The organism is Pseudomonas asgharzadehiana (assembly GCF_019139815.1).
GTDB lineage: Bacteria > Pseudomonadota > Gammaproteobacteria > Pseudomonadales > Pseudomonadaceae > Aquipseudomonas > Aquipseudomonas asgharzadehiana.
On the sequence record NZ_CP077079.1, the window covers coordinates 5,370,726 to 5,395,534 of the forward strand.

Genomic DNA, 24,809 nt, shown 5'->3' on the forward strand with positions numbered 1-24,809 from the left:
GCCGCGCCTAATTACTCGAACCAATGGGCTCGGGCGGCCATGATCAACTTGCCGGCACGATCATCGTCAATGCCGTCGATGTCGAGCAGATCGTCAATAGACTGCTCGGCCAGGTCTTCGCGGGTAATTACGCCGCGCACCGCCAGTTCCATCGCCAAATCCTTGTCCATACCCTCAAGCGAGAGCAGGTCTTCGGCCGGATGGGCGTCTGCCAGCTTTTCCTCAGTAGCGATGGCTTTGGTCAACAAACGATCCTTGGCCCGAGCGCGAAGCTCGTTGACGATATCCTCGTCAAAGCCGTCGATGTTGAGCATTTCCTCCACCGGTACGTAGGCAATCTCTTCCAGGCTGGTAAAGCCTTCGTCCACCAGCACCTGTGCCAGTTCTTCATCGACTTCAAGCTCTTCGATAAAGTTGCGCAGGATGTCGCCGGTTTCAGCTTGCTGCTTAGCCTGGATGTCCGATTCGGTCATCACGTTCAGGGTCCAACCGGTCAGTTGGCTGGCCAGACGCACGTTCTGACCACCACGACCAATGGCCTGAGCCAGATTGTCTGCGCCAACGGCGATGTCCATTGCATGGGCATCTTCGTCAACGATAATTGCCGCCACTTCAGCTGGCGACATGGCGTTGATCACGAACTGCGCCGGGTTATCGTCCCACAGGACGATGTCCACACGCTCACCACCCAACTCGCCCGACACGGCCTGGACGCGCGAACCGCGCATACCAATGCACGCGCCTTGCGGGTCGATGCGTTTGTCCTTGGAGCGAACCGCGATCTTGGCGCGCGAACCCGGGTCGCGGGACGCAGCCATGACTTCGATCAGGCCTTCGGCGATTTCCGGCACTTCGATACGGAACAGCTCGATCAGCATTTCCGGCGCAGTGCGCGACAGGATCAACTGAGGGCCACGGTTCTCGGTGCGGATTTCCTTGAGCAGCGCACGCAGACGCACGCCAACTCGGAAAGTTTCGCGAGAGATGATGTCTTCGCGAGCCAGCAACGCCTCAGCGTTGTTGCCCAGGTCAACGATCACGTTGTCGCGAGTTACTTTTTTCACGGTGCCGGAGATGATTTCACCCAGGCGTTCGCGATAGGCGTCAACGACTTGAGCGCGCTCGGCTTCGCGAACCTTTTGCACGATCACCTGCTTGGCAGTCTGTGCAGCAATACGGCCGAATTCGATCGACTCGATCTTTTCTTCGACGACGTCACCCACCTTGGCGCCCGGGTGCGTTTGCGCAACCTTGCTCGGCCAGGTCTCGATCGCCGGATCATCAAGATCGTCCTCTTCAACCACCGTCCAACGACGGAAAGTCTCATAGGCACCCGTGTGACGGTTGATTTCCACACGCAGATCTACTTCGTCTTCAAAACGTTTCTTGGTAGCAGTGGCCAGGGCCAGCTCCAACGCTTCAAAAATCACGCTTGCCGGTACGCCCTTTTCATTGGATACCGACTCAACAACCAGCAGTACTTCTTTGCTCATCGTACGCCTCGCCTTTCGCAAGCCATTGGATCCGCGGGATCCGCGTCTCAGTCAAAACTGGGAATAATGTTGGCCTTGTCGATCATATCGATCGGCAACAGGAACTCATGGTCTTCTACCTGCACCACGACATCCTGCTCTTCTACACCACGCAGAAGGCCCTGAAAGTTGCGTCGCCCCTCAAAGGGAGATCGCAGCTTGATCTTCACTTGTTCACCGGCAAATTTTGCAAACTGATCAATAGTGAACAGTGGGCGTTCCATGCCTGGCGAGGAAACTTCGAGGGTGTACTCAACGGCGATCGGATCTTCAACATCCAGGACACCGCTGATCTGACGGCTGACAATGGCACAATCGTCCACCAGCACGCCGCCCTCTTTATCGATATAAACGCGCAACATTGAGTGGCGACCTTGAGCCGAAAACTCAATACCCCAGCATTCATAGCCTAGGGCCACGACCACCGGGGCCAACAAGGCCTGCAACTCTTCTAGCTTGCTCGACACCTGAACCCCCTCGTGCATGTATGTGCATGCTGTGCAAAATAAAAAAATGGGCGAAACGCCCATCCTTGAAACGCCGTCGAATAGCGGCGTTGAAAGTGTCCAGCTAACAAAAAGCCCCTTAAAAGGGGCTCCGCTAAAACTGGTTGCGGGGGCCGGATTTGAACCGACGACCTTCGGGTTATGAGCCCGACGAGCTACCAGACTGCTCCACCCCGCGACAAAGCTGGGGCGGAAGTATACGACCGATCCCTTACAGGGTCAATGTAACCTTCCACCTACAAGAAAGCCCGCAACAGCGGGCTCTCCTGATAATTGGTACCGAGAAGGGGACTCGAACCCCTACACCCTATGGGCACAACCACCTCAAGGTTGCGTGTCTACCAATTCCACCACCTCGGCAATACAGCGTTTACAACCCTTCTTACTTCTGCTCTTGAGCTGGAGGCACGTCAGTCGCTGGAGTAGCCGACTTTTGCTCTTGAAGCACCGGGACATCATCAGAAGCCGGTTTTGCTTTTGGTACTTCCAACACTGCCGGGTTTGGCAAACCTGCCTGAGTCAGCACATGAGCTTTCTCTTTAGCAAAGTAACCTAACCCTAAGCTGGTTATGAAGAAACCGGCGGCAAGTATAGCAGTAAACTTACTAAGAAAGGTAGAGGAACCTTGGCTTCCGAACACAGTATTTGAAGCACCTGCACCGAAAGACGCACCAGCATCCGCACCTTTACCCTGTTGCAACAAAACCAGGGCAACTACGCCCAGGGCAGCCAACAGATGAAAAACGACTACGACTGTTTCCAGCATTTTTTCAGTTTCCCGCGGCGCGACAGATCGCACCGAACTCATCTGCATTCAGGGAGGCTCCACCAATGAGCCCCCCATCGATATCCGGCATGCCGAACAGTTCGACCGCATTGGCCGCCTTCACGCTGCCGCCGTATAGAAGACGCACACCTTGTGCGACTTCAGAATTCTCTGCCGCCAACTGAGCGCGAATGGCTGCATGCACATCCTGCGCTTGTTGTGGTGTAGCAGTCAGCCCGGTACCAATGGCCCAGACCGGCTCGTAAGCAATTACTGCCTTTGCAAACGCACCAACACCCAGCTCCTCGATAATGCTGCCAAGCTGACGCGAGACAACCTCAAGAGTTTTGCCCGATTCGCGCTGCTCAAGGGTTTCCCCTATGCACAACACCGGAATCAAGCCACAAGCCTGTGCCGCTGCGAACTTGCGATTGAGTGTCCCATCACCCTCGCCCATCATCTGACGGCGCTCGGAGTGCCCGACAAGCACATAGGAACAACCCGCATCAACCAGCTGACTCGGTGCAATCTCACCGGTCAAGGCACCTTGCATGGCTTCCACCGCAGAATTCTGCGCGCCGACCTGGATCGACTTACCTTTCAAGCCATCAACCACTTGGGTGATATGCAAGCAAGGCGGGAAAACCGCGATATCAACACCGCTAGGCAAGGCCAAGTGACGAAGGCCGTTGATCAGCTCAGCGACACTGGCGCGGGTACCGTGCATCTTCCAGTTACCAGCTACCATAGTGCGACGCATGCTGTACCTCGTCGGTCAAAGTGGGCGCAGATGTTACCCAACCACATCATCACTGGCAAGCCGAATTCAGACGCAAACTTCAGTTACTAGTTTTGCCAAGTCTTCGGCATGGCCACGAACCTGTATTTCATCGTCACCCTCGACCATAACGCGCACCAAAGGCTCTGTGCCGGACTTGCGCAACAGCACCCGGCCACGCCCCGCCATTGCCAGGGTCACACGCTCGCACGCTTCTTTGACAGCTGGGTGCTCAATCGGGTTTTCACCGCCCGCAAAACGCACATTAAGCAAGACTTGAGGGCATTTACGCAGCGCCTGACGCGCCTGGGCCAGGCTCTCGTCTCGACGACGCAAGGCCAGCAACACCTGCAATGCCGCAATAATCGCATCGCCCGTGGTGGTGTGCTGGAAGCACACGACATGCCCGGAGTTCTCACCACCTACTTGCCAGTTACGCTCCAACAGTTCGGCAATGACATAACGGTCACCGACATTGGCGCGCACAAAGGGAATACCCAGGTCTGCCAGCGCCAACTCGAGACCGAGATTGCTCATCAGCGTCCCGACGACACCACCTTGCAGCTTGTTACGCTCATGCAAATCGCGAGCAATGATAAACAACAGGTCGTCCCCATCGACCACTGCACCCGTATGATCGACCATCAAGACACGATCACCGTCACCATCGAAGGCGATACCCAGATCGGCATGCTCAGCAAGCACGGCTGCCTGCAACTGCTCCATATGGGTGGAACCGCAGTTTTCGTTGATGTTCAACCCGTTTGGCTGGGCCGACAGCACCGTCACATCCGCACCCAATTCTCTGAATACGCTTGGCGCCACTTTGTAGGTGGCGCCATGAGCACAGTCCACCACGACTTTCAGGCCTGCGAAGTTGGTGCTGGTTGGCACACTGCTCTTGCAGAATTCGATATAGCGGCCGGACGCGTCATTAATACGCGACACCTTGCCCAATTTACTGGACTCAACCACCGTCATCGGCGCATCCAGCAGCTCTTCGATCATCAGCTCGATTTCGTCCGGCAGCTTGGTGCCCTGCCCCGAGAAGAACTTGATGCCATTGTCATCATGAGGGTTGTGCGAGGCGCTGATCACGATACCGGCTTCAGCGTGAAAGGTACGCGTCAGGTAAGCGATCGCCGGTGTCGGCATTGGCCCCAGCAACATCACATCAGCACCTGCGGCAGACAGACCAGCCTCCAGCGCGGACTCAAACATGTATCCCGAAATTCGGGTGTCCTTGCCCACCAGGATGCGGCAAGCGCCCATGCTGCGGAACGCCATGCCTGCCGCCCAACCCAGCTTGAGCATAAAATCAGGAGTAATCGGAAATTCGCCGACCCGACCACGGATACCGTCGGTGCCAAAGTATTTTTTAGTCATAAGTGCTCCATCATTCTTATTCGGCTGATTCTACTGCGGCAAGCATGCGCACCACATCCACGGTTTCGGCGACGTCATGTACACGCAAAATACGCGCGCCCTTGGTCATCGCAAGCGCTGCCAGTGCAAGACCACCGTACAGCCGCTCACCCACCGGGCGATTCAACGCGAGCCCTATCATGCTCTTGCGCGAAACACCGACCAACAAAGGCCGACCAAGGGCATGCAGGGATTCCATATGCTTGAACAGGCTTAAGTTATGTTGCAGGGTCTTGGCGAAACCAAATCCGGGATCAAGGATGATTTTCTCCGGCGCAATTCCTACGCTGGCACATTGAGTCATCCTTTCAGCAAGAAACCCACTTACTTCACCAACGAGATCATCATAGTGCGGACTGTCCTGCATATTGCCGGGCTCTCCCAGCATATGCATAAGGCACACGGGCAAGCCGGTAGCCGCAGCCGCATCCAAGGCGCCGTCACGCCGAAGGGAACGCACATCATTGATCAGCCCCGCCCCCAGACGCGCCGTTTCGTGCATCACGGCAGGCGTCGATGTATCAACCGAGATGATCACATCCAGCTCACGGGCGATAAGCTCTACTATTGGAGCCACTCGCTCAAGCTCCTCCACAGGAGAAACTACGCGAGCGCCCGGCCGGGTGGACTCACCACCGACATCAATCAAGGTCGCGCCAGCGTTCATCATCGCCTCGGCATGGCGTAACGCGGCATCCAACTGGCTGAAGCGGCCACCATCGGAAAAGGAATCGGGGGTTACATTGAGAATGCCCATGACATGCGTATGGGCCAAATCAAGAACCCGGTTGCCGCAAGGCAACCGGGTGGAGGACAACACAGAAGTCATTTCAAACCTTAGTGATCAGCCGCTGGGCCGCCGATAGGGGTTTCAGGCCGCTCATTCTGAACGACTGGCGGGGTGCCAGAAGTGCCCGAACCGCCTTCCCAATCGCGAGGCTCACGAGGCTCGCGACCCGCCATGATGTCATCGATCTGATCGGCATCTATGGTTTCGTACTTCATCAGCGCATCAGCCATTGCGTCCAGCTTGTCGCGGTTATCGGTCAGGATCTGCTTGGCCGTGCCATAGCACTGGTCAATGATGCTGCGCACTTCGGAGTCGATCAGCTTGGCTGTTTCACCGGAGAAGCTGGCACTCTGACCGCCACCGCCACGCCCCAAGAACACTTCACCTTCTTCCTCGGCATACATCAGAGGGCCCAGCTTTTCCGACAAGCCCCATTTCGTCACCATATTTCGTGCAATCTGACTGGCCCGCATGATGTCGTTGGAAGCGCCGGTGGTTACGCCGTCGAAACCCAAGGTCATCTCTTCAGCGATACGACCGCCATACAAAGAACAGATTTGGCTGATCAGCGCACGCTTGGAGAGGCTGTAACGATCTTCTTCCGGCAGAAACATGGTGACACCCAGCGCCCGACCACGAGGAATGATCGACACTTTGTAGACCGGATCGTGCTCAGGCACTACGCGACCGACAATGGCATGACCCGCCTCATGATAAGCAGTGTTCTGCTTCTCTTTTTCAGACATGACCATGGATTTACGCTCAGCGCCCATCATGATCTTGTCTTTAGCCAGCTCGAACTCCTTCATCTCAACGATGCGCTTGCCGGTACGGGCAGCAAACAGCGACGCTTCGTTCACCAGGTTGGCCAGGTCAGCACCAGAGAAGCCTGGCGTACCCCGCGCAATCACCGCCGGGGCTACGTCATCACCCATTGGCACTTTGCGCATGTGCACTTTCAAAATCTGCTCACGCCCACGAATATCTGGCAAGCCCACCACGACCTGCCGGTCGAAACGGCCTGGACGCAGCAACGCCGGGTCCAGTACGTCTGGTCGGTTGGTTGCGGCAATAACGATGATGCCGTCATTCATTTCGAAGCCATCCATCTCGACCAGCAACTGGTTGAGAGTCTGCTCACGCTCATCATGACCGCCACCCATGCCGGCGCCACGATGGCGACCTACGGCATCGATTTCGTCGATAAAAATGATGCAGGGAGCATGCTTCTTGGCCTGCTCGAACATATCGCGAACACGGCTGGCGCCCACACCGACAAACATTTCTACGAAGTCAGAACCGGAAATAGTGAAGAACGGCACCTTGGCCTCGCCGGCAATCGCCTTGGCCAGCAAGGTTTTACCGGTACCCGGAGGTCCAACCATCAGTACGCCACGGGGAATACGACCGCCCAGACGCTGGAACTTGCCTGGATCGCGCAGGAACTCCACCAGTTCGCCGACTTCCTCCTTGGCTTCGTCGCAACCGGCAACGTCCGCCAGGGTAGTCTTTACCTGATCTTCGGAGAGCAGGCGCGCCTTACTCTTGCCAAAGCTCATCGGCCCGCCCTTGCCTCCAGCACCGCCTTGCATCTGGCGCATGAAGAACATGAACACAGCAATAATCACCAGGATAGGAAAGCTGGCTACAAGCAGTTGAGTCCAGATGCTCTGCTGCTCAGGCTGCTTGCCCTCGACAACCACGTGGTTATCCACCAGGTCGCCGATCAAGCCATTGTCCGGGATATTCGGGCGAATGGTCTTGAAGCCATCGCCATCGTTGCGCTTGCCGGTGATAACCGCGCCATCGACCGTCACGCGCTCTACCTTGCCATCCTTGACTTGCTGGATGAAGTCGGAATAGTTGAGGGTCTGTGGCTCGTTAGGGCTGGAGAAGTTGTTCATCACCGTCACAAGGACAGCCGCGATGATCAACCACAGGATCAGATTCTTTGCCATATCGTTCAATTAACTACCCTCTGAAGCAAGCTCCGCTACTGGCGCGTGCTTCGCATGATATTCACCGGCCTAACTTACTACATTACCTACAACTCTGGCAGGCGCCGTCTGTAACCCTTTGTGAAACTTTGACTACACAATATTCGTAAAGCTTCGTGACGAAAGCGATATAAAAAAACCTATCGACTCCCTTCAAACCTTCAAAGACGCTCATCACTGGCGGCACCTTCGATGCCGCGGTACCCCCGCGCCAACAGGTATTGCTCGCGCGAGCGGTCTCGGGAAGAGTCCGGTTTACGCATCTGAACCTTGTCGAACAGCTTGCGGATGTTCTTGTGATATTCGTCGAAGCCTTCCCCTTGGAAGACCTTGACCAGGAAATCCCCACCCGGACGCAATACCCGCCCGGCCAGGTCCAGCGCCAGCTCGCAAAGGAACATGGCTCGCGGCATATCAACAGCCGGTAATCCACTCATATTGGGGGCCATGTCGGAAATCACAAGGTCAACCTGTGAATTTCCCACAGCCTCCAGGATCTCGGCCAGAACGGCATCCTGGGTAAAATCGCCGTGCACGAAGGTCACATCGGGGATGCTGTCCATCTCCAGGATATCGGAAGCGATCAACCGACCTTGCCCACCAATCAGACGACTGGCCACCTGGGACCAGCCACCCGGCGCAGCGCCCAGGTCTATCACGCTCATGCCGGGGCGAAACAATTTGTCCTTGTCCTGCAGCTCCAGCAGCTTGTAGCTGGCCCGGGAACGGTAACCATCCTTTTGCGCCTTTTTGACGTAAGGATCGTTGAAATGCTCTTGTAGCCACTTAAGGCTGGTTTTGGAACGGGCCACGGGCCACCTCGAAAATAAAACGGGTCGTGATTAACTGGGCGGTCCCGGACTCGCTCGGGTAAACTGGCCGCCGCTTTTTACAAGATCAGACGCAGGGGTCAGATTATGCCGCTCACTCAAGAGCAGAAGAAACAGTACAAATCCATTGGCCACCATCTGAAACCAGTTCTGATTGTGGCAGACAACGGTTTGACTGAAGGTGTGTTAGCCGAATTTGAACGCGCACTCAATGATCATGAACTGATCAAGATCAAGGTCAATATCCTTGATCGCGAAGCGCGCCTGGCCGCCGTTGCAGAACTGTGCAAGGTGGGCAAGGCAGACTTGGTTCAAGTCATCGGCAAGATGGCGCTGCTGTATCGCAAGAATTTCAGCGCCAATAAGCAATTGTCGAACGTCCATCGCTTCAAGTGATGAAAAGGGTCAAGGGCGTGCTTCGCGCGCCCCGCCACTCCACCCCGGTGCAGGCTGCATAATCAGCACCAAGCCAGAGAACCCTAGCACAAGATAGCTGAATAACTGCCAGCGCAACGCTTCCGGCACCCACACATGCAATACGCAAAACAATGCGCATGCATACAGCGCCATCAACAGCAGTTGGCCGCGAATATCCCGCCACAAACTCCCCAAGCCTTCAGCCTTGACCAGCACCAATGCCTGGATCGTCACGCACGCCGCCGAAAAACCCACCAGCAACCCGCTCAGCAATCCATCGATTTCATCGATGAGCAGCGGAGCCAGGCCTATCAGACCCAGCGCCGGCAATACACCGATGTGCAGCAGCCAAAGGCCGCCCACCCACAACATCTGGACAAGCTGCCAAAGCATGGCGCCCGCACGAAGCGGGCGCCGCCTTTCAGATGTGACGAACTTCAACGATCTCGTACTCGATCACGCCGCCAGGCGTCTTGACGGCCACCACATCACCCTCTTCCTTGGCAATCAAGGCGCGGGCCAGCGGTGAACCCACAGAGATCTTGCCGAGCTTGAAGTCAGCTTCATCCTCTCCAACGATGTGGTAGACAACGCTTTCGTCAGTCTCAACGTTGGCGATTTCCACGGTAGTACCGAAAATCACCTTGCCGGTGCGAGGAATGGTCGTCACATCAATCACCACCGAATTTTGCAGGCGGCCTTCGATGTCACGGATCCGCGCCTCGACCATACCTTGCTGCTCGCGAGCAGCGTGGTATTCGGCGTTTTCCTTTAAGTCACCCAGCTCGCGGGCCGTACCGATGTCCTGGCTCAGCTTTGGACGTACGACCTTGGCCAGATGGGCGTGCTCCTCTTCCAGCGCCTTGAAGCCCTGGACTGTCATTGGGTATTTGGTCATGCCTTCAATCCTGCGTGTAGATCCTGCAAGCGACGCACGGTCTTTTCCGGACCGAACTTGAGCGCTTCGCAGATAGCTTCGCCAGCAGCAATGGTGGTGGTGCAGTAAATCTTGTGCTGCAGGGCGTTACGACGAATGGAGTAGGAGTCCGCGATCGACTGGCGACCTTCGGTGGTGTTGATGATCAGGGTGACTTCGTCATTCTTGATCATGTCGACCACATGCGGACGGCCTTCCGTTACCTTGTTCACGCGACGCACTTTCAGACCGGCAGCTTCGATCAGCTTGGCGGTCCCGGCAGTGGCGACGACTTCGAAGCCCAAGTTGATCAGATCACGCGCCACACCTGCAACCAGTGGCTTGTCGTCATCACGCACGCTGATGAACGCGGTACCGCCGGTCGGCAGCACTTCGCTTGCGCCCATCTGAGCCTTGGCGAACGCCTCGCCAAAGGTATCGCCCACGCCCATCACTTCACCGGTGGACTTCATCTCTGGGCCCAGGATCGGGTCCACGCCAGGGAATTTGGCGAATGGGAACACCGCCTCTTTCACGCTGTAGAAGTTCGGGATGATTTCCTTGGTGAAGCCGATTTCCTTCAAGGTCTTACCAGCCATCACGCGGGCAGCGATCATGGCCAGGGACACACCGATGCACTTGGAAACGAACGGCACGGTACGCGAAGCGCGCGGGTTGACTTCGATGACGTAGATGTCTTCGCCTTGCAGCGCCAACTGTACGTTCATCAGGCCGACCACGCCCAACTCCAGCGCCATCTTCTTGACCTGTTCACGCATCTCGTCCTGGATATGCAGCGGCAGCGAGTAAGGTGGCAGCGAGCACGCGGAGTCACCGGAGTGAACACCGGCCTGCTCGATGTGCTGCATGATCGCGCCGATCACCACGTCGGTACCGTCGCAGACCGCATCTACGTCCATTTCGATAGCACAGTTGAGGAAGTGATCCAGCAGCACCGGGCTGTCGTTGGATACTTTCACCGCATCACGCAGGTAACGCTTGAGCTCTTCTTCCTCGTAGACGATTTCCATCGCACGACCGCCCAGTACGTAGGACGGGCGCACCACCAACGGGTAGCCGATCTTGCTGGCTGCACGGATGGCTTCGTCTTCGCTGCGCACGGTGGCGTTCGGCGGCTGACGCAGGTTCAGGCGCTCAACCATCTGCTGGAAGCGCTCACGGTCTTCGGCACGGTCGATTGCATCCGGGCTGGTACCGATGATCGGCACGCCGGCGGCCTCAAGGGCACGCGCCAGTTTCAGCGGTGTCTGGCCGCCATACTGGACGATCACGCCTTTAGGCTTCTCGACGCGACAGATTTCCAGCACGTCTTCCAGCGTGACCGGCTCGAAATACAAACGGTCGGACGTGTCGTAGTCAGTTGAAACAGTTTCCGGGTTGCAGTTGACCATGATGGTCTCGTACCCGTCTTCGCGCAGCGCAAGCGCCGCGTGTACGCAGCAATAGTCGAACTCGATGCCCTGGCCGATACGGTTCGGACCGCCGCCCAGGATAATGATCTTGTCGCGGCCCGACGGTGCGGCTTCGCACTCTTCCTCGTAGGTGGAGTAAAGGTACGCAGTGTCGGTGGCAAATTCGGCGGCGCAGGTGTCAACGCGCTTGTAGACCGGAAAGATATCCAGCTTATGGCGATGCGTGCGCAGGTTTTTCTCGGTCACACCCAGCAATTTGGCCAGGCGCTGGTCGGAGAAGCCTTTGCGCTTGAGGCGGAACATCAGGTCGCGGTCGATAGACGACAGACCTAGGGTCTTGACCTTCTCTTCTTCCTTGATCAGATCTTCGATCTGCACCAGGAACCAAGGGTCAATCATGTTCATGCCAAAGATATCTTCGACGGTCATGCCCGCACGGAAGGCGTCAGCCACGTACCAGATACGCTCGGCACCCGGCACGGTCAGCTCGCGCTTGAGCACGCTCATGCTCTCCGGGTTGCTCAGGTCAAGCTTCTCGTCCAGACCGCAAACGCCCACTTCCAGGCCACGCAGGGCTTTCTGCAGGGATTCCTGGAAAGTGCGGCCGATGGCCATGACTTCACCCACAGACTTCATCTGGGTGGTCAGGCGCGCGTCAGCCTTGGCGAATTTCTCGAAGGCAAAGCGCGGCAGCTTGGTCACAACGTAGTCGATGGACGGCTCGAAAGAGGCCGGCGTAGCGCCGCCCGTGATTTCGTTTTGCAGCTCGTCCAGGGTATAGCCGATAGCCAGCTTGGCAGCGATACGCGCAATCGGGAAGCCAGTAGCTTTCGAGGCAAGCGCCGAAGAACGCGATACACGCGGGTTCATCTCGATCACGACCATGCGGCCGGTATCCGGGCAGATGCCAAACTGAACGTTGGAACCACCGGTTTCAACGCCGATCTCACGCAATACCGCCAGCGAGGCGTTACGCATGATCTGGTATTCCTTGTCCGTCAGGGTCTGCGCCGGAGCAACGGTGATCGAATCGCCGGTGTGCACACCCATCGGGTCGAAGTTTTCGATGGAGCAGACGATGATGCAGTTGTCCTTTTTGTCGCGGACAACCTCCATCTCATACTCTTTCCAGCCGATCAGGGACTCGTCGATCAGCAGCTCTTTGGTCGGCGACAGATCCAGACCACGGGCGCAGATTTCTTCGAACTCTTCACGGTTGTAAGCAATGCCACCGCCGGTGCCGCCCATGGTGAAGGACGGACGGATAATGCACGGGAAGCCCAGTTTTTCGAGAACCGCGTTGGCCTCTTCCATGCTGTGGGCGATGCCGGAACGCGGGCAGTCAAGGCCGATGGACTTCATGGCTTTGTCGAAACGCGAACGGTCTTCAGCTTTGTCGATGGTATCGGCGTTGGCGCCGATCATCTCTACGCCAAACTTCTCCAGGACGCCTTCGCGCTCCAGGTCCAGGGCGCAGTTCAGGGCAGTCTGGCCACCCATGGTTGGCAACAACGCGTCCGGGCGCTCTTTTTCGATGATCTTGGCAACGGTCTGCCATTTGATCGGTTCGATGTAGGTGGCGTCGGCCATGTCCGGGTCGGTCATGATGGTGGCCGGGTTGGAGTTCACCAGGATGACGCGGTAGCCCTCTTCGCGCAGGGCTTTACAGGCCTGGGCGCCGGAGTAGTCGAATTCGCAGGCCTGGCCGATCACAATCGGGCCAGCGCCGAGAATCAGGATGCTTTTTATGTCTGTACGTTTTGGCATGGGTTTGTCACTCAAATCCGCAGGTCAGTCGGCAAGCCGTCTTGAACAATCTTTGAAGAGCCAGCGGGGGCCACCGAGGTTCGGGGCCGCCCGCAGGCCGCTCACTCAGCGTCGCTTGGCCATCTCATTGATGAAACGGTCGAACAGCGGCGCGACGTCGTTCGGGCCCGGGCTGGCTTCAGGGTGGCCCTGGAAGCTGAACGCGCTCTTGTCGGTGCGCTCGATGCCTTGCAGGGAGCCGTCGAACAGCGACTTGTGAATGGCGCGGACGTTGCCCGGCAAAGTCGCCTCATCCACCGCAAAACCGTGGTTCTGGCTGGTGATCATTACAACGCCGGTGTCCAGGTCTTGCACGGGATGGTTGGCACCATGATGGCCGTGACCCATTTTCAGGGTTTTGGCGCCGGAGGCCAGGGCCAGCAACTGGTGGCCGAGGCAGATACCGAATACCGGAATCTCGGTCTCCAGCACTTCCTTGATTGCCTGGATGGCATAGTCGCAAGGTTCCGGGTCACCCGGCCCGTTGGACAGGAACACACCGTCCGGCTGCAGGGCCAGTACGTCGCTGGCAGGCGTTTGCGCCGGCACCACGGTAACGCGACAGCCACGCTCGACCAGCATGCGCAGGATGTTGTACTTCACACCGTAGTCATAAGCGACAACGTGGTAAGGCAGGTCCGCGGACTCGATGGTCGCGTGGCTGTCAGTCTTCAGATCCCAGACGGTGGAGCGCCACTCGTACTGTTCCTTAGTGCTGACGACTTTCGCCAGGTCCATGCCTTTCAGGCCAGGGAAGCCTTGCGCCGCGGCAATCGCCGCCTCTTCGGAAATATCGTCGCCGACCATGATGCAGCCGTTCTGCGAGCCTTTTTCACGCAGGATGCGCGTGAGGCGGCGCGTATCGATACCGGCAATCGCCACAACGTTGTTGGCTTTCAGGTAGTCCGACAGCGACATCGTGTTACGCCAGTTGCTTGCAACCAGCGGCAAGTCACGGATCACCAGGCCGGCCGACCAGACACGATCAGACTCGACGTCTTCCGGCGTAGTACCGGTGTTGCCGATGTGCGGATAGGTCAGGGTAACAATCTGTTGGGCGTAGGAAGGATCGGTAAGGATTTCCTGATAGCCGGTCATGGCGGTGTTAAACACCACCTCTCCAACGGTCTGACCGTCGGCTCCAATGGCTTCGCCGCGAAAAATGCTGCCATCAGCAAGGGCGAGTATGGCTGGCTTAGTCAAGAAGACCTCCCGTAAATAAAGCCTGAAAGGGCGATCGCAGGTTGTAAAAAAGCGGAGTGACGTATGGACACGTCACCCCGCTTCTTCACTGAATTATTCTGCGCGCTTTTAGTGGACACACTAAAGCTGTAGCTTACAGAAAAAGGGTTTTTTGGTCCACCGCTAAAGAGCCTAAAAGGCAGGAGAATGCGACAGGGCGTCGCTTAGCGGGTAAAAACGGGGCCTCAGGATAATCCCGAGGCCCTGTTTTAGCTACTGATTAGTGCAAATCCAGCACATCGCGCATGTCGTACAGGCCAGGTTCGCGACCTTCCAACCAGAGCGCCGCACGCACCGCGCCCTTGGCAAATGTCATGCGACTGGAGGCCTTATGAGTGATTTCCAGCCGCTCGCCTTCTGTGGCGAACAGCACGGTATGGTCACCCACCACATCACCACCGCGAACGGTTGCAAAACCAATGGTGTCACGCGCACGTGCGCCGGTATGACCTTCACGACCGTACACCGCCACCTTCGACAGGTCGCGACCCAGCGCATCGGCAATCGCTTCTCCCATACGCAGCGCAGTCCCGGACGGGGCATCGATCTTGTGACGGTGATGAGTTTCGATGATCTCGATATCCGCTTCATCCCCAAGCACACGAGCCGCCATATCCAGCAACTTGAGCGACAGGTTCACGCCGATACTGAAGTTGGCGGCGAAGACGACAGGGATATCCTTGCCCGCCTCCACCAGCAATTGCTTTTGCTCAGCCGTCAAGCCGGTGGTACCAATGACCATGGCCTTGCCTGCCTTGCGGCAGAATGCAAGATTTTTGAGCATGACGTCGGGCAAGGTGAAATCGATCAGTACGTCGAACTCCTCAACCACCTGCTCAAGACTGCCGGACATCGACACCCCGATACGACCCAACGAGGCCAACTCACCGGCGTCCGCACCGATCAACGTGCTGCCAGGGCGAACAATGGCCGCTGTCAGCCCCGAGGCCGGCGAGCGCTGCTGCACCGCCTCGACCAATGTTTTGCCCATGCGCCCGGCGGCACCCATTACGGCTATACGTCGCATACTCACTTCCTTACAGGTCGCCGAAGAAGCGCTTCACGCCTTCGAAGAAGCCAGTGGTTTTCGGCGAATGGGTGTCGTCGCCTTCCAGCGAACTGCGAAACTCCTCAAGCAGCTCGCGTTGACGGCGATTCAGATTGACCGGTGTCTCCACCGCCACCCGACACATCAGGTCGCCAGCACCGCCGCCACGCACCGGGGCAACGCCCTTGCCGCGAATACGGAACTGCTTGCCGGTCTGCGTCCCCTCAGGGATCTTGAGCTTCACGCGACCATCAAGAGTCGGGATCTCCAGCTCGCCACCCAAGGCCGCATCGACAAAGCTGATTGGCACTTCACAGAACAGGTGCTTGCCGTCGCGCTGGAAGATCGAATGCTCGCGCACATTGATCACCACGTACAGGTCGCCCGTTGGGCCACCCTGAGCACCCGCCTCGCCTTCACCCGACAGACGAATACGATCCCCGGTATCCACGCCGGCCGGCACTTTCACCGACAACGTCTTGTACTCTTCGACACGACCTTCGCCGTGGCAGGAGTCGCACGGATCGGAAATGATCTTGCCCTGGCCATGGCAGCGCGGGCAGGTCTGCTGCACCGAGAAGAAGCCCTGCTGCATCCGCACCTGGCCAATACCGCCACAGGTCGGACACGTAATCGGCGCGGAGCCTTTTTTGGCACCCGAACCGTCGCACGGCTTGCAGTTCACCAGCGTCGGCACACGGATATTGACGCTGGTACCGCGCACGGCTTCTTCCAGGTTCAGCTCAAGGGTGTAGCGCAAGTCGCTGCCACGCTGGGCGCCACCACGCTGGCCACCCCGACCACCACCGAAGAAGTCGCTGAATACATCGCCAAAAATATCGGAGAAATTCTGACCACCAAAACCGGCACCGCCGCCGCCCATGCTTGGATCGACACCAGCATGGCCATACTGGTCGTAGGCCGCACGTTTGTTGGGATCAGACAGGCATTCGTAGGCCTCGTTGGCCTCCTTGAACATTTCTTCGGATTCTTTGCTATCCGGATTACGGTCTGGGTGATGCTTCATCGCCAGGCGACGGTAAGCCTTTTTCAGGTCCGCCTCGCTGGAGCCACGCTCCACACCCAATACTTCGTAATAGTCACGCTTTGCCATAAGTCTTTGCACTCTTAAGGACGTTCAGCCAGACCCTCCTGAGCCTCGCCAAACTCGTTGAGCCCCAATACAGGCCCGGACCCAACTCACGTCAATTCAACGATCCTGGACATTACTGCTTTTAGCCAGGGACCCGGCCAAAAAAGCGGTATTTATTGCTCGGAAAGCAGGAGCATTCCCGATCACACCGCCAGCATCCGAACGTTGTCGCATGCTGTAAAAATTCGCATACCCCAGACACACCAACGCGGGAGCAAGCTCCCGCGCGGCGACATCCTACCAGTCACCGCTGGACAGCGGTCAACCGGGCGACCAACTTACTTGTGGTCTTTGACTTCTTCAAACTCAGCATCGACAACGTCATCATGCTTGGCTTCAGACTCTGCTTGCTGCGCAGCACCTTCAGCCGGCTGGCCTTGCTCGGCGTACATCTTTTGGGCAACCGGCGCGGAGACTTTCGACAGCTCCTCGACCTTGGCCTCGATCGCGGCCTTGTCGTCGCCCTTGATGGCAGCTTCCAGGGCAACCACGGCAGCTTCAATCGCGGTCTTCTCTTCAGCGGTCACTTTGTCGCCAGCATCCGCAACCATTTTGCGCGTCGAGTGAACAAGCGCATCACCCTGGTTACGCGCACCGGCCAGCTCTGCGAACTTGGCATCCGCTTCGGCGTTGGCTTCAGCATCACGAATCATCTGTTGAATTTCTTCATCAGACAGACCGGAGTTGGCCTTGATGGTGATCTTCTGCTCTTTGCCGGTCGCCTTGTCTTTCGCGCCGACGTGCAGGATGCCGTTGGCATCGATGTCGAAGGTCACTTCGATTTGCGGCACGCCACGTGGAGCCGGTGGAATCTCGGCCAAGTCGAACTTGCCCAGGGACTTGTTCTGCGCAGCCTGCTTACGCTCACCTTGCAGCACGTGGATGGTCACAGCGCCCTGGTTGTCATCAGCCGTCGAGAACACCTGGGATTTCTTGGTAGGAATCGTGGTGTTTTTCTCGATCAGCGCAGTCATCACGCCGCCCATGGTTTCGATACCCAGGGTCAGCGGGCTGACGTCCAGCAGCAGCACGTCTTTCACGTCACCGGCCAATACCGCGCCCTGGATGGCAGCACCCATGGCGACTGCTTCGTCCGGGTTCACATCCTTACGCGCTTCTTTACCGAAGAACTCGGTGACTTTCTGCTGCACCAGCGGCATACGAGTCTGGCCACCAACGAGGATGACGTCATTGATGGAGCCAACGTCGATACCGGCGTCTTTCAGTGCGATACGGCAAGGCTCGATGGTGCGCTGCACCAAGTCTTCAACGAGCGCTTCCAGCTTGGCGCGGGAAATTTTCACGTTCAAGTGCTTAGGACCCGTGGCGTCTGCAGTGATGTACGGCAGGTTCACGTCGGTCGACTGAGCGGAAGACAGTTCGATCTTGGCTTTCTCGGCAGCTTCTTTCAGGCGCTGCATCGCCAGCGGGTCGCCCTTGAGGTTCATGCCGCTTTCTTTCTTGAATTCGTCAACGAGGTAGTCGATCAGACGAATGTCAAAGTCCTCGCCACCCAGGAAGGTGTCACCGTTGGTGGCCAACACTTCGAACTGGTGCTCGCCGTCCACTTCAGCGATCTCGATCACGGAAACGTCGAAGGTACCGCCACCCAGGTCATAAACGATCACGGTGTGATCGCCCTTGGCCTTGTCCATGCCGTAGGCCAGAGCAGCCGCGGTAGGTTCGTTGATGATACGTTTTACGTCCAGGCCCGCGATGCGGCCGGCGTCTTTGGTCGCCTGGCGCTGACTGTCGTTAAAATAGGCCGGAACGGTGATCACCGCCTCGGTGACGGCTTCGCCCAGATAGTCTTCGGCTGTCTTCTTCATCTTTTTCAAGACTTCAGCCGAGATCTGCGGTGCAGACATTTTGTTGCCGTTTACTTCAACCCAGGCGTCACCATTGTCAGCCTTGGCGATTTTGTACGGCACCATCTTGATGTCTTTTTGTACGACTTCTTCGTCGAACTTACGACCGATCAGACGCTTTACCGCGTACAGGGTGTTGTGCGGGTTGGTGACAGCCTGACGCTTGGCCGACTGACCAACGAGGATCTCGCCATCGTTGGCGTAAGCAATGATCGACGGCGTAGTACGCGCACCTTCGGCGTTTTCGATAACTTTGGCTTTGCCGTTTTCCATGACGGAGACGCAGGAGTTGGTGGTCCCCAGGTCGATACCGATGATTTTGCCCATGATTTACTCTCCCGAAACTTGAATTTGGTTGCCGCAGCAGTGGTGGCTAACTGCGGTAGCACTTAAACGCTTGACTTATAAATGGGGGCCTTGCGGCAGATTTCAAGCCTGCTCATCAATAGAAGGCGAAACGGGTGCAGGAGCCTTGCTCACCACTACCATCGCCGGGCGCAGCAAGCGGCCGTTGAGCAGATAACCCTTCTGGAACACTTTCAACACGCTGTTTGGCTCAAGGTCATGGCTTTCCTGCATGGCCATTGCCTGGTGATGCTCAGCATTGAATGGCTCGCCGCCTTGCGGATCGATGGCTTCCAACTGATAACGCTTCAGGGTGTCCTGGAACATTTTCAGCGTCAGCTCGATCCCTTCGCGCATCGGACGGATGTTTTCGTCGTCCGGGTTGGACAGCTCAAGACCACGCTCCAGGCTGTCGATGATCGGCAGCAAATCACTGGCAAATTTCTCCAGCGCGAACTTGTGCGCTTTTTCTACATCCTGCTCGGCACGGCGGCGGACGTTCTGCAGATCGGCGGCAACACGCAAAGACTGATCCTGCGCAGCGACCAACTGCTCTTCGAGCACTTGCACGCGAGTTGCCAGTTCATCACCGACGGCCGAATTGGCGTCTGGAGCTTGCGTATCCTGCGTCTGTTCGTCAGCCATAGTTTTCTCCTTTCAAAATCATGCACGAGCTCAACTCGCGCTTCTGTTCCGGTATATGGGGTCACAATTTCCAGGTTCAAGAGCGCGAACGTCAGCAAAAGTCTTTCCGGTGCCCAGGATCAATTCCTGCTCCTTACATTCCCCGTCGCGCTAAAAAAACGTTCACATCAAACGAATCGAGCTAAGCGCGAGGATTGTCAGCCCCAGACAAAACACTGTATAAATAACCAGACCTAACACCTGGGAGCGGCCTTCATGCTCGTGCACCTGTCTGTACATAACTACGCCATCGTTGAACATCTGGATCTCGAACTGGATCGCGGGATGAGCGTAATCACAGGCGAAACCGGCGCCGGCAAGTCGATCATGCTCGACGCCCTGGGCCTGACCCTGGGCGACCGCGCCGACAGTGGCGTAGTGCGCCCCGGTGCAGAAAAGGCCGACATCCTCGCCACCTTCGATCTATCAGACATTCCCGAAGCCGAAACCTGGCTGACCGAGCGCGACCTCAATAATGAAGGCCCCTGCATTCTGCGCCGGGTCATCACCGCCGAAGGGCGCTCCCGCGGCTATATCAACGGCACCCCCTGCCCTCTTGGCGATTTGAAAGCCCTGGGCGAGTTGTTGATCGACATCCACAGCCAGCACGAACACCAGTCACTGCTCAAAACCGATACCCATCGCCGGCTGCTCGATGAATACGCAGGCGCCACTGACCTTGCGCGCCAAGTCCAGTTGGCTGCCCAACGCTGGCGCCAAACGCGCCAAGAGCTGGAACGCCTCTCCAACTCGGGCGATGAACAACGTGCTCGGCATCAACTTCTCAGCTACCAGCTTGAAGAATTGGAAAGCCTGGGTCTTGGCGAGACGGAGCTGGAGCAACTGGAGCAGGAACACAAAAACCTGACCAATGCCGAAACCCTGCTGGGTATCTGCCGCCAGGTGGTGGAGCAATGCAGCGAAAGCGATTCTGGCAATGTGCTCAACGCACTTACCGCCAGCCTCAATCGGCTATCCAGCGTAAATAGCGCCTCAGGCTCGCTAAGCGAGGCGACCACGCTGCTGACCAGTGCGCAAATACAAGTCGAGGAGGCTGTGGGCGAACTGAATCGTTTTCTGGACCACTTCGATGCCGACCCGGCGCGCCTGCAAGAAATAGAAGAGCGCCTGGACACCATCTATACCCTGGCGCGCAAACATCGAATCCAGCCCACTGAAGTGGCAACGATGCAGCAAAAACTGCTCGATGAAATCGAGACGTTGAATGCCAATGACGAATCCATTGAGCGACTGGGCGAAGAGCTCACCTCTTTTGCCCGCCACTATCAAGAGAAAGCCCGGGAACTGAGCGACCTGCGCCAACAGGCCGCCACAAGCCTGGCCAGCGCCGTAGAGCAGGAAATTCAGCGCCTGGGCATGCCGGGTGGGCGCTTCACCATTGAGCTGCGCGCCAACGCCGGCCATGAGCTGCAGCCCCACGGACTGGAACAGGTAGAACTACTGGTCAGCGCCAACCCAGGCCAACCGCTCAAGGCACTGGCAAAAGTGGCGTCTGGTGGCGAGCTGTCGCGAATCAGCCTGGCGATCCAGGTGATTACCGCGCAAACCTCACGGGTACCGACATTGGTATTCGACGAAGTTGACGTCGGTATCGGCGGGCCGACTGCGGAAATTGTTGGCCAGCTGTTGCGCCGCCTGGGGGACCGGGGCCAGGTGCTTACGGTCACGCACCTGCCACAAGTGGCAGCCCAAGGGCACCAGCACTTGTTTGTGCACAAGGTAAGAGGCAGCGATGCGACACATACTGCGGTATCCAAGCTGAACAAGTCGGAGCGAGTGGAAGAAGTGGCGCGAATGCTCGGCGGGATAGACTTGACCAAAGAGTCTTTGGCTCACGCCAAAAAAATGGTTGTAGCCGCCAAGGCCTGAATACCTCTCCTATAGAAAGCACGAAGGCGACCCTAAGGTCGCCTTCGATCGTTTCGCAGAGCAATTCTGCGTCGTTTTTACTTTTTCTTACGGATGTACAACACCAGATTGTGGTCGACCAGATCGAAGCCATGCTCTTCAGCAATCTTATGCTGCAGCGCTTCGATTTCGGGGCTGGTGAACTCGATAACCTCGTTGGTATCCAGGTCAACCATGTGATCGTGATGACCACCGTCAGCCAATTCGAACACCGCATGACCGCCGTCGAAATTATGACGAACCACCAGCCCTGCGGCTTCAAACTGGGTCAGTACACGGTAAACCGTGGCCAGGCCGACATCCTCGTTAGACTCCATCAGCGCCTTGTAAACATCCTCGGCACTCATGTGACGCTGCTCAGCAGAATCGAGCATTTGTAGAATCTTGACTCGTGGCAGAGTCACTTTAAGACCGGCTTTGCGTAGTTCGCTATTTTCAACCATGGTTAGCTTTCTCGCGGATGCTGCTTCGCAGCTTCTCTTAATACGGGTATGATCGGCGTTTACGTTGTCCCAGCCAAGATAGTGGAAGTCGCCCACCGATGCAAAACACCAAGCTCTTGCTAACCAGTTTCACCTTTGTGGGACTGCTCGCACTCGCCGGTTGTTCATTCCCCGGGGTTTACAAAATCGACATCCAGCAGGGCAATGTCGTCACGCAGGACATGATAGACCAGTTACGCCCGGGAATGACCCGACGGCAAGTAAGGTTTATCATGGGCAATCCCCTGCTGACCGACACTTTCCATGCCGATCGCTGGGATTATCTCTATAGCCTCCAGCCTGGTGGCGGTGAACGCCAACAGGAGCGCGTCAGCGTCATTTTCAATGGCAATGACCAGCTCGTCAGCCTGTCCGGCGACTTCATGCCTGGCGTGAGCCGCGATGAAGCCCTGCTCGGCAAAGATAACGGCACTAACGTGACTGCGCCAACGCAGGAAAGCGAGAAGCCGAAGTCCGAAGTACCGGCCAAGCCTGGGTCCTTGCTCGACAAGATCCAGAAGGACGTCGACGGGGTCGAAACCGTTCCAGTCCCGACGCCTCAGCCTCTGGACACCAGCCCGCAGTAACTTCGTGGCGCTCAACAAAAAGCCCGGCATGCCGGGCTTTTTGTTGCCTGTGGTTTGGCGACTTTATAAAGACTGCTGCTTGGCCAGCGCCGCCTTGGCCGCACGTAGCCTGCGGACTTCCTTAGGGTCTACCAGCAAGGGGCGGTAGATTTCAATACGATCCCCCGCTTGCACAGCGCGCGCATCAGCGTCTGCGACTACCTTGCCGAAGACCCCCAAAGGGCAGCCCGCCAGGTCCACTCCAGGAAATTGCGCCGCCATCCCCGACGCCAGCACCGCGGCTCGCAGACTGGTTCCCGGCGCCACCGCAACCGCCAACAGAACCTGACGTTCAACAGCGGCGTACACCACCTCAATCTCAACCATGCAGTTGCTTGGCTCGCTGGCAGAATGCATCGACCAAGGTGTTGGCCGCCTGATTGAACAAAGGCCCCAACGTCGCGCGCACAATCGGCCCCGCGTAATCGAACGAGAGGTCCAGACTGATCTTGCAAGCCTTGTCGGTCAGCGCCTTGAACACCCACACGCCGTGCAGTTGGGTAAATGGCCCTTCCTGCAGATTCATTTCAATGGACTTGCCCGGCACCAGCACATTGCGCGTCACAAAATGCTGGCTAAGGCCACCCTTGGCCACCCCGACACTGGCGACCATGTGCTCCTCACTGCCTTCCAACACTTCGGCGGTGGAGCACCACGGCAAGAATTCCGGGTAACGCGCCACGTCGTTGACCAGGTCATATAGCGCCTGCGCCGGGTAAGGCAGCAGGGCCGAGCGTTGAATATGCGTCGTCATGTGTGCGTTATTTCCACAGCTGAGCAGCAAACATCGCGAAAGAACAGGCCGATTCGCGAGAGAAAAAAACCAAAGAACTGCCCGCATTGTCCGGGATTCGTCCAACACGCTCAAGCACGCAGGTTGACCGTAGCCGATACGCTCGCAACTCCCTATAATGCCGCCCCTATGGCTAAACAAAAGAAACACCCCACAGGGACCATCGCGCAAAATAAAAAGGCGCGACACGATTACTTCATCGAACATCGTTTCGAGGCTGGTCTGGTCCTGGCCGGCTGGGAAGTAAAAAGTCTGCGCGCCAGCAAGCTGCAACTGGTCGACAGCTACGTACTGCTCAAAGATGGCGAGGCATGGCTGCTCGGCAGTCATATCACCCCGCTGACCACCGCGAGCACCCACGTGATTGCCGACCCGGTGCGCACGCGCAAGCTATTGCTCAATGCCCGCGAACTGGAAAAACTCGCTGCCGCCGTACAGCAGAAGGGCTATGCCTGCATCTGCCTGTCCTGGTATTGGAGCAAGCATCTGGTCAAGTGCGAGATCGCCCTGGGCAAGGGCAAGAAGGAATACGACAAGCGTGATACCGAGCGCGAGCGCGATTCCAACCGCGAGCTGCACCGCGCGGTACGCAACAAAGGCAAGGAAGAATAGCCGTTGCCACGATGTAGCCCTGGGTAACCCCTGGGCTACATTCCTTTACGCCGCTCCGCACGCGCTACCCGCTGAACCTCCTGACGCACTTCCTCCAACACCTCCTGCACATACTCCAAATGACGCGTTGAGACTTCTCGCGCCTGCTCGGCCCGCCCTTCGATAATCGCCAGGTACAAATCCCGGTGCTGACTGATCAGCATGTCGCGGGTTTCCGTACGCTGCTGGTACATGCCACCAATGTTGGTCACCACGTTACGCTTGAGCAGGTCGAACAAACCGCGAATGGTGTGCAGCAACACCGCATTATGGCTGGCCTCGGCAATTGCCAAGTGGAACCTCGCATCCGCCACCCCCTCCTCGGCCCGGCTCACTTCGTCGACACGGGTGTAGCAATCCTGAAGGGCATCAAACGCAGCGGTCAGCCGCTCGCGATCGACTTCGGTCGCACGCAACGCGGCGTAATAGGCACAGGACGCTTCAAGCGTCTGACGAAACTCCAGCAGGTCGCGCTGCGCTTCAGGGTTGTTTTCCAGCAAGTGCAGCAGCGGATCGCTGAAGGTCGACCCCAGGGACTCTGCGACATAATTGCCGCCGCCCTGACGACTCACCAACAGCCCTTTGGCAGCCAGCTTCTGGATAGCCTCCCGCAACGATGGGCGCGATACGCCAAACCGCTCAGCCAAGGCGCGCTCGGCCGGCAAGCGCTCGCCCGACTTCAACGTGCCCTCGAGAATCATGCCCTCAAGTTGCTCGACAATATCGTCAGACAAACGGCGCTGACGCACCTGATCAAACCCCATAACTCGCTCTCCACCATCCCGACCACTC

The 24,809-nt window shown here is 57.4% G+C and carries 24 protein-coding genes and 2 tRNA genes; 4 read left to right on the forward strand and 22 right to left on the reverse strand.

Annotated features, from left to right (window positions below):
- Nucleotides 1-11: 11 nt before the first annotated feature.
- From nusA to rlmE, 10 genes are all read right to left on the reverse strand, one after another.
- Nucleotides 12-1,493 (reverse strand): transcription termination factor NusA, encoded by a 1,482-nt coding sequence (gene nusA, locus KSS96_RS24355; RefSeq protein WP_017528790.1) that lies wholly within the window; start codon nt 1,491-1,493, stop codon nt 12-14.
- A gap of 47 nt (nt 1,494-1,540) precedes the next feature.
- On the reverse strand, nt 1,541-1,999 hold the full coding sequence (rimP, locus tag KSS96_RS24360) for a ribosome maturation factor RimP (RefSeq protein WP_032865935.1): 459 nt from the start codon (nt 1,997-1,999) through the stop codon (nt 1,541-1,543).
- 140 nt (nt 2,000-2,139) lie between these two features.
- Nucleotides 2,140-2,216 (reverse strand) — tRNA-Met (locus KSS96_RS24365).
- Between the two features lie 96 nt (nt 2,217-2,312).
- A tRNA-Leu gene (locus KSS96_RS24370) sits at nt 2,313-2,398 on the reverse strand.
- Between the two features lie 22 nt (nt 2,399-2,420).
- Entirely contained in the window at nt 2,421-2,804 is a 384-nt protein-coding gene (gene secG / locus KSS96_RS24375; RefSeq protein ID WP_003235031.1) for a preprotein translocase subunit SecG, read from the reverse strand.
- A 4-nt stretch (nt 2,805-2,808) separates the two neighbouring features.
- On the reverse strand, nt 2,809-3,564 hold the full coding sequence (tpiA, locus tag KSS96_RS24380; protein WP_065876789.1) for a triose-phosphate isomerase: 756 nt from the start codon (nt 3,562-3,564) through the stop codon (nt 2,809-2,811).
- A 66-nt stretch (nt 3,565-3,630) separates the two neighbouring features.
- A complete protein-coding gene (glmM, locus tag KSS96_RS24385; RefSeq protein WP_017528791.1) occupies nt 3,631-4,968 on the reverse strand; it encodes a phosphoglucosamine mutase in 1,338 nt (445 codons plus the stop codon).
- A 16-nt stretch (nt 4,969-4,984) separates the two neighbouring features.
- Nucleotides 4,985-5,836 carry a dihydropteroate synthase gene (gene folP, locus KSS96_RS24390; RefSeq protein ID WP_065876788.1) on the reverse strand — a complete coding sequence of 284 codons (852 nt, stop codon included), beginning with the start codon at nt 5,834-5,836 and terminating at the stop codon, nt 4,985-4,987.
- 8 nt (nt 5,837-5,844) lie between these two features.
- Nucleotides 5,845-7,755, reverse strand: a complete 1,911-nt coding sequence (ftsH, locus tag KSS96_RS24395) for an ATP-dependent zinc metalloprotease FtsH (protein ID WP_032883474.1) — start codon at nt 7,753-7,755, stop codon at nt 5,845-5,847.
- Nucleotides 7,756-7,955: 200 nt separating this feature from the next.
- Entirely contained in the window at nt 7,956-8,606 is a 651-nt protein-coding gene (rlmE, locus tag KSS96_RS24400; protein WP_017528794.1) for a 23S rRNA (uridine(2552)-2'-O)-methyltransferase RlmE, read from the reverse strand.
- Nucleotides 8,607-8,711: 105 nt separating this feature from the next.
- Between rlmE and yhbY the strand changes: the two genes are divergently transcribed.
- On the forward strand, nt 8,712-9,020 hold the full coding sequence (yhbY, locus tag KSS96_RS24405) for a ribosome assembly RNA-binding protein YhbY (RefSeq protein WP_017528795.1): 309 nt from the start codon (nt 8,712-8,714) through the stop codon (nt 9,018-9,020).
- A 9-nt stretch (nt 9,021-9,029) separates the two neighbouring features.
- On the opposite strand, the gene KSS96_RS24410 is transcribed toward yhbY, so the two are convergent.
- From KSS96_RS24410 to grpE, 8 genes are all read right to left on the reverse strand, one after another.
- Nucleotides 9,030-9,434, reverse strand: coding sequence for an MFS transporter (locus KSS96_RS24410; protein ID WP_068935257.1), 405 nt, complete (start codon nt 9,432-9,434; stop codon nt 9,030-9,032).
- Nucleotides 9,435-9,462: 28 nt separating this feature from the next.
- A complete protein-coding gene (gene greA, locus KSS96_RS24415; RefSeq protein WP_217855379.1) occupies nt 9,463-9,939 on the reverse strand; it encodes a transcription elongation factor GreA in 477 nt (158 codons plus the stop codon).
- Nucleotides 9,936-13,157 carry a carbamoyl-phosphate synthase large subunit gene (carB, locus tag KSS96_RS24420; RefSeq protein ID WP_017528798.1) on the reverse strand — a complete coding sequence of 1,074 codons (3,222 nt, stop codon included), beginning with the start codon at nt 13,155-13,157 and terminating at the stop codon, nt 9,936-9,938. The genes greA and carB overlap by 4 nt, the downstream gene beginning before the upstream one ends.
- Before the next feature lie 105 nt (nt 13,158-13,262).
- Nucleotides 13,263-14,399, reverse strand: coding sequence for a glutamine-hydrolyzing carbamoyl-phosphate synthase small subunit (carA, locus tag KSS96_RS24425; RefSeq protein WP_065876786.1), 1,137 nt, complete (start codon nt 14,397-14,399; stop codon nt 13,263-13,265).
- Between the two features lie 259 nt (nt 14,400-14,658).
- Nucleotides 14,659-15,465 (reverse strand): 4-hydroxy-tetrahydrodipicolinate reductase, encoded by an 807-nt coding sequence (dapB, locus tag KSS96_RS24430; protein ID WP_065876785.1) that lies wholly within the window; start codon nt 15,463-15,465, stop codon nt 14,659-14,661.
- Nucleotides 15,466-15,475: 10 nt separating this feature from the next.
- The gene (dnaJ, locus tag KSS96_RS24435) at nt 15,476-16,600 is read right to left on the reverse strand and encodes a molecular chaperone DnaJ (protein ID WP_017528801.1); all 1,125 of its coding nucleotides are present in this window, start codon (nt 16,598-16,600) and stop codon (nt 15,476-15,478) included.
- A gap of 317 nt (nt 16,601-16,917) precedes the next feature.
- The gene (dnaK, locus tag KSS96_RS24440) at nt 16,918-18,834 is read right to left on the reverse strand and encodes a molecular chaperone DnaK (protein WP_217855381.1); all 1,917 of its coding nucleotides are present in this window, start codon (nt 18,832-18,834) and stop codon (nt 16,918-16,920) included.
- Between the two features lie 102 nt (nt 18,835-18,936).
- Entirely contained in the window at nt 18,937-19,497 is a 561-nt protein-coding gene (grpE, locus tag KSS96_RS24445) for a nucleotide exchange factor GrpE (protein ID WP_065876784.1), read from the reverse strand.
- Nucleotides 19,498-19,752: 255 nt separating this feature from the next.
- On the opposite strand from grpE, the gene recN reads away from it, so the two are divergent.
- Nucleotides 19,753-21,426, forward strand: a complete 1,674-nt coding sequence (gene recN / locus KSS96_RS24450; RefSeq protein WP_017528804.1) for a DNA repair protein RecN — start codon at nt 19,753-19,755, stop codon at nt 21,424-21,426.
- 77 nt (nt 21,427-21,503) lie between these two features.
- Here the strand turns inward: recN and fur are convergent, their stop codons facing one another.
- The gene (gene fur, locus KSS96_RS24455; RefSeq protein WP_003194220.1) at nt 21,504-21,908 is read right to left on the reverse strand and encodes a ferric iron uptake transcriptional regulator; all 405 of its coding nucleotides are present in this window, start codon (nt 21,906-21,908) and stop codon (nt 21,504-21,506) included.
- Between the two features lie 98 nt (nt 21,909-22,006).
- Here fur and KSS96_RS24460 point away from each other — a divergent pair, with 98 nt between their 5' ends.
- Nucleotides 22,007-22,534 carry an outer membrane protein assembly factor BamE gene (locus KSS96_RS24460; protein ID WP_065876783.1) on the forward strand — a complete coding sequence of 176 codons (528 nt, stop codon included), beginning with the start codon at nt 22,007-22,009 and terminating at the stop codon, nt 22,532-22,534.
- A gap of 63 nt (nt 22,535-22,597) precedes the next feature.
- Here KSS96_RS24460 and KSS96_RS24465 read toward each other — a convergent pair whose 3' ends face one another.
- On the reverse strand, nt 22,598-22,900 hold the full coding sequence (locus tag KSS96_RS24465; RefSeq protein WP_017528806.1) for an RnfH family protein: 303 nt from the start codon (nt 22,898-22,900) through the stop codon (nt 22,598-22,600).
- On the reverse strand, nt 22,893-23,327 hold the full coding sequence (locus tag KSS96_RS24470; protein ID WP_017528807.1) for a type II toxin-antitoxin system RatA family toxin: 435 nt from the start codon (nt 23,325-23,327) through the stop codon (nt 22,893-22,895). The genes KSS96_RS24465 and KSS96_RS24470 overlap by 8 nt, the downstream gene beginning before the upstream one ends.
- A gap of 168 nt (nt 23,328-23,495) precedes the next feature.
- Between KSS96_RS24470 and smpB the strand changes: the two genes are divergently transcribed.
- The gene (gene smpB / locus KSS96_RS24475; protein ID WP_003176160.1) at nt 23,496-23,978 is read left to right on the forward strand and encodes an SsrA-binding protein SmpB; all 483 of its coding nucleotides are present in this window, start codon (nt 23,496-23,498) and stop codon (nt 23,976-23,978) included.
- 35 nt (nt 23,979-24,013) lie between these two features.
- On the opposite strand, the gene KSS96_RS24480 is transcribed toward smpB, so the two are convergent.
- Nucleotides 24,014-24,781 carry an FCD domain-containing protein gene (locus KSS96_RS24480; protein WP_017528808.1) on the reverse strand — a complete coding sequence of 256 codons (768 nt, stop codon included), beginning with the start codon at nt 24,779-24,781 and terminating at the stop codon, nt 24,014-24,016.
- Nucleotides 24,782-24,809 lie beyond the last annotated feature (28 nt).

What these genes read in the sequence shown, in the direction of transcription:
- nusA (WP_017528790.1), bottom strand. Translation starts at nt 1,493, where the DNA reads ATGAGCAAAGAAGTACTGCTGGTTGTTGAGTCGGTATCCAATGAAAAG.
- secG (WP_003235031.1), bottom strand. Translation starts at nt 2,804, where the DNA reads ATGCTGGAAACAGTCGTAGTCGTTTTTCATCTGTTGGCTGCCCTGGGC.
- tpiA (WP_065876789.1), bottom strand. Translation starts at nt 3,564, where the DNA reads ATGCGTCGCACTATGGTAGCTGGTAACTGGAAGATGCACGGTACCCGC.
- glmM (WP_017528791.1), bottom strand. Translation starts at nt 4,968, where the DNA reads ATGACTAAAAAATACTTTGGCACCGACGGTATCCGTGGTCGGGTCGGC.
- folP (WP_065876788.1), bottom strand. Translation starts at nt 5,836, where the DNA reads ATGACTTCTGTGTTGTCCTCCACCCGGTTGCCTTGCGGCAACCGGGTT.
- ftsH (WP_032883474.1), bottom strand. Translation starts at nt 7,755, where the DNA reads ATGGCAAAGAATCTGATCCTGTGGTTGATCATCGCGGCTGTCCTTGTG.
- yhbY (WP_017528795.1), top strand. Translation starts at nt 8,712, where the DNA reads ATGCCGCTCACTCAAGAGCAGAAGAAACAGTACAAATCCATTGGCCAC.
- KSS96_RS24410 (WP_068935257.1), bottom strand. Translation starts at nt 9,434, where the DNA reads ATGCTTTGGCAGCTTGTCCAGATGTTGTGGGTGGGCGGCCTTTGGCTG.
- greA (WP_217855379.1), bottom strand. Translation starts at nt 9,939, where the DNA reads ATGACCAAATACCCAATGACAGTCCAGGGCTTCAAGGCGCTGGAAGAG.
- carB (WP_017528798.1), bottom strand. Translation starts at nt 13,157, where the DNA reads ATGCCAAAACGTACAGACATAAAAAGCATCCTGATTCTCGGCGCTGGC.
- dapB (WP_065876785.1), bottom strand. Translation starts at nt 15,465, where the DNA reads ATGCGACGTATAGCCGTAATGGGTGCCGCCGGGCGCATGGGCAAAACA.
- dnaJ (WP_017528801.1), bottom strand. Translation starts at nt 16,600, where the DNA reads ATGGCAAAGCGTGACTATTACGAAGTATTGGGTGTGGAGCGTGGCTCC.
- dnaK (WP_217855381.1), bottom strand. Translation starts at nt 18,834, where the DNA reads ATGGGCAAAATCATCGGTATCGACCTGGGGACCACCAACTCCTGCGTC.
- grpE (WP_065876784.1), bottom strand. Translation starts at nt 19,497, where the DNA reads ATGGCTGACGAACAGACGCAGGATACGCAAGCTCCAGACGCCAATTCG.
- recN (WP_017528804.1), top strand. Translation starts at nt 19,753, where the DNA reads ATGCTCGTGCACCTGTCTGTACATAACTACGCCATCGTTGAACATCTG.
- fur (WP_003194220.1), bottom strand. Translation starts at nt 21,908, where the DNA reads ATGGTTGAAAATAGCGAACTACGCAAAGCCGGTCTTAAAGTGACTCTG.
- KSS96_RS24460 (WP_065876783.1), top strand. Translation starts at nt 22,007, where the DNA reads ATGCAAAACACCAAGCTCTTGCTAACCAGTTTCACCTTTGTGGGACTG.
- KSS96_RS24465 (WP_017528806.1), bottom strand. Translation starts at nt 22,900, where the DNA reads ATGGTTGAGATTGAGGTGGTGTACGCCGCTGTTGAACGTCAGGTTCTG.
- KSS96_RS24470 (WP_017528807.1), bottom strand. Translation starts at nt 23,327, where the DNA reads ATGACGACGCATATTCAACGCTCGGCCCTGCTGCCTTACCCGGCGCAG.
- smpB (WP_003176160.1), top strand. Translation starts at nt 23,496, where the DNA reads ATGGCTAAACAAAAGAAACACCCCACAGGGACCATCGCGCAAAATAAA.
- KSS96_RS24480 (WP_017528808.1), bottom strand. Translation starts at nt 24,781, where the DNA reads ATGGGGTTTGATCAGGTGCGTCAGCGCCGTTTGTCTGACGATATTGTC.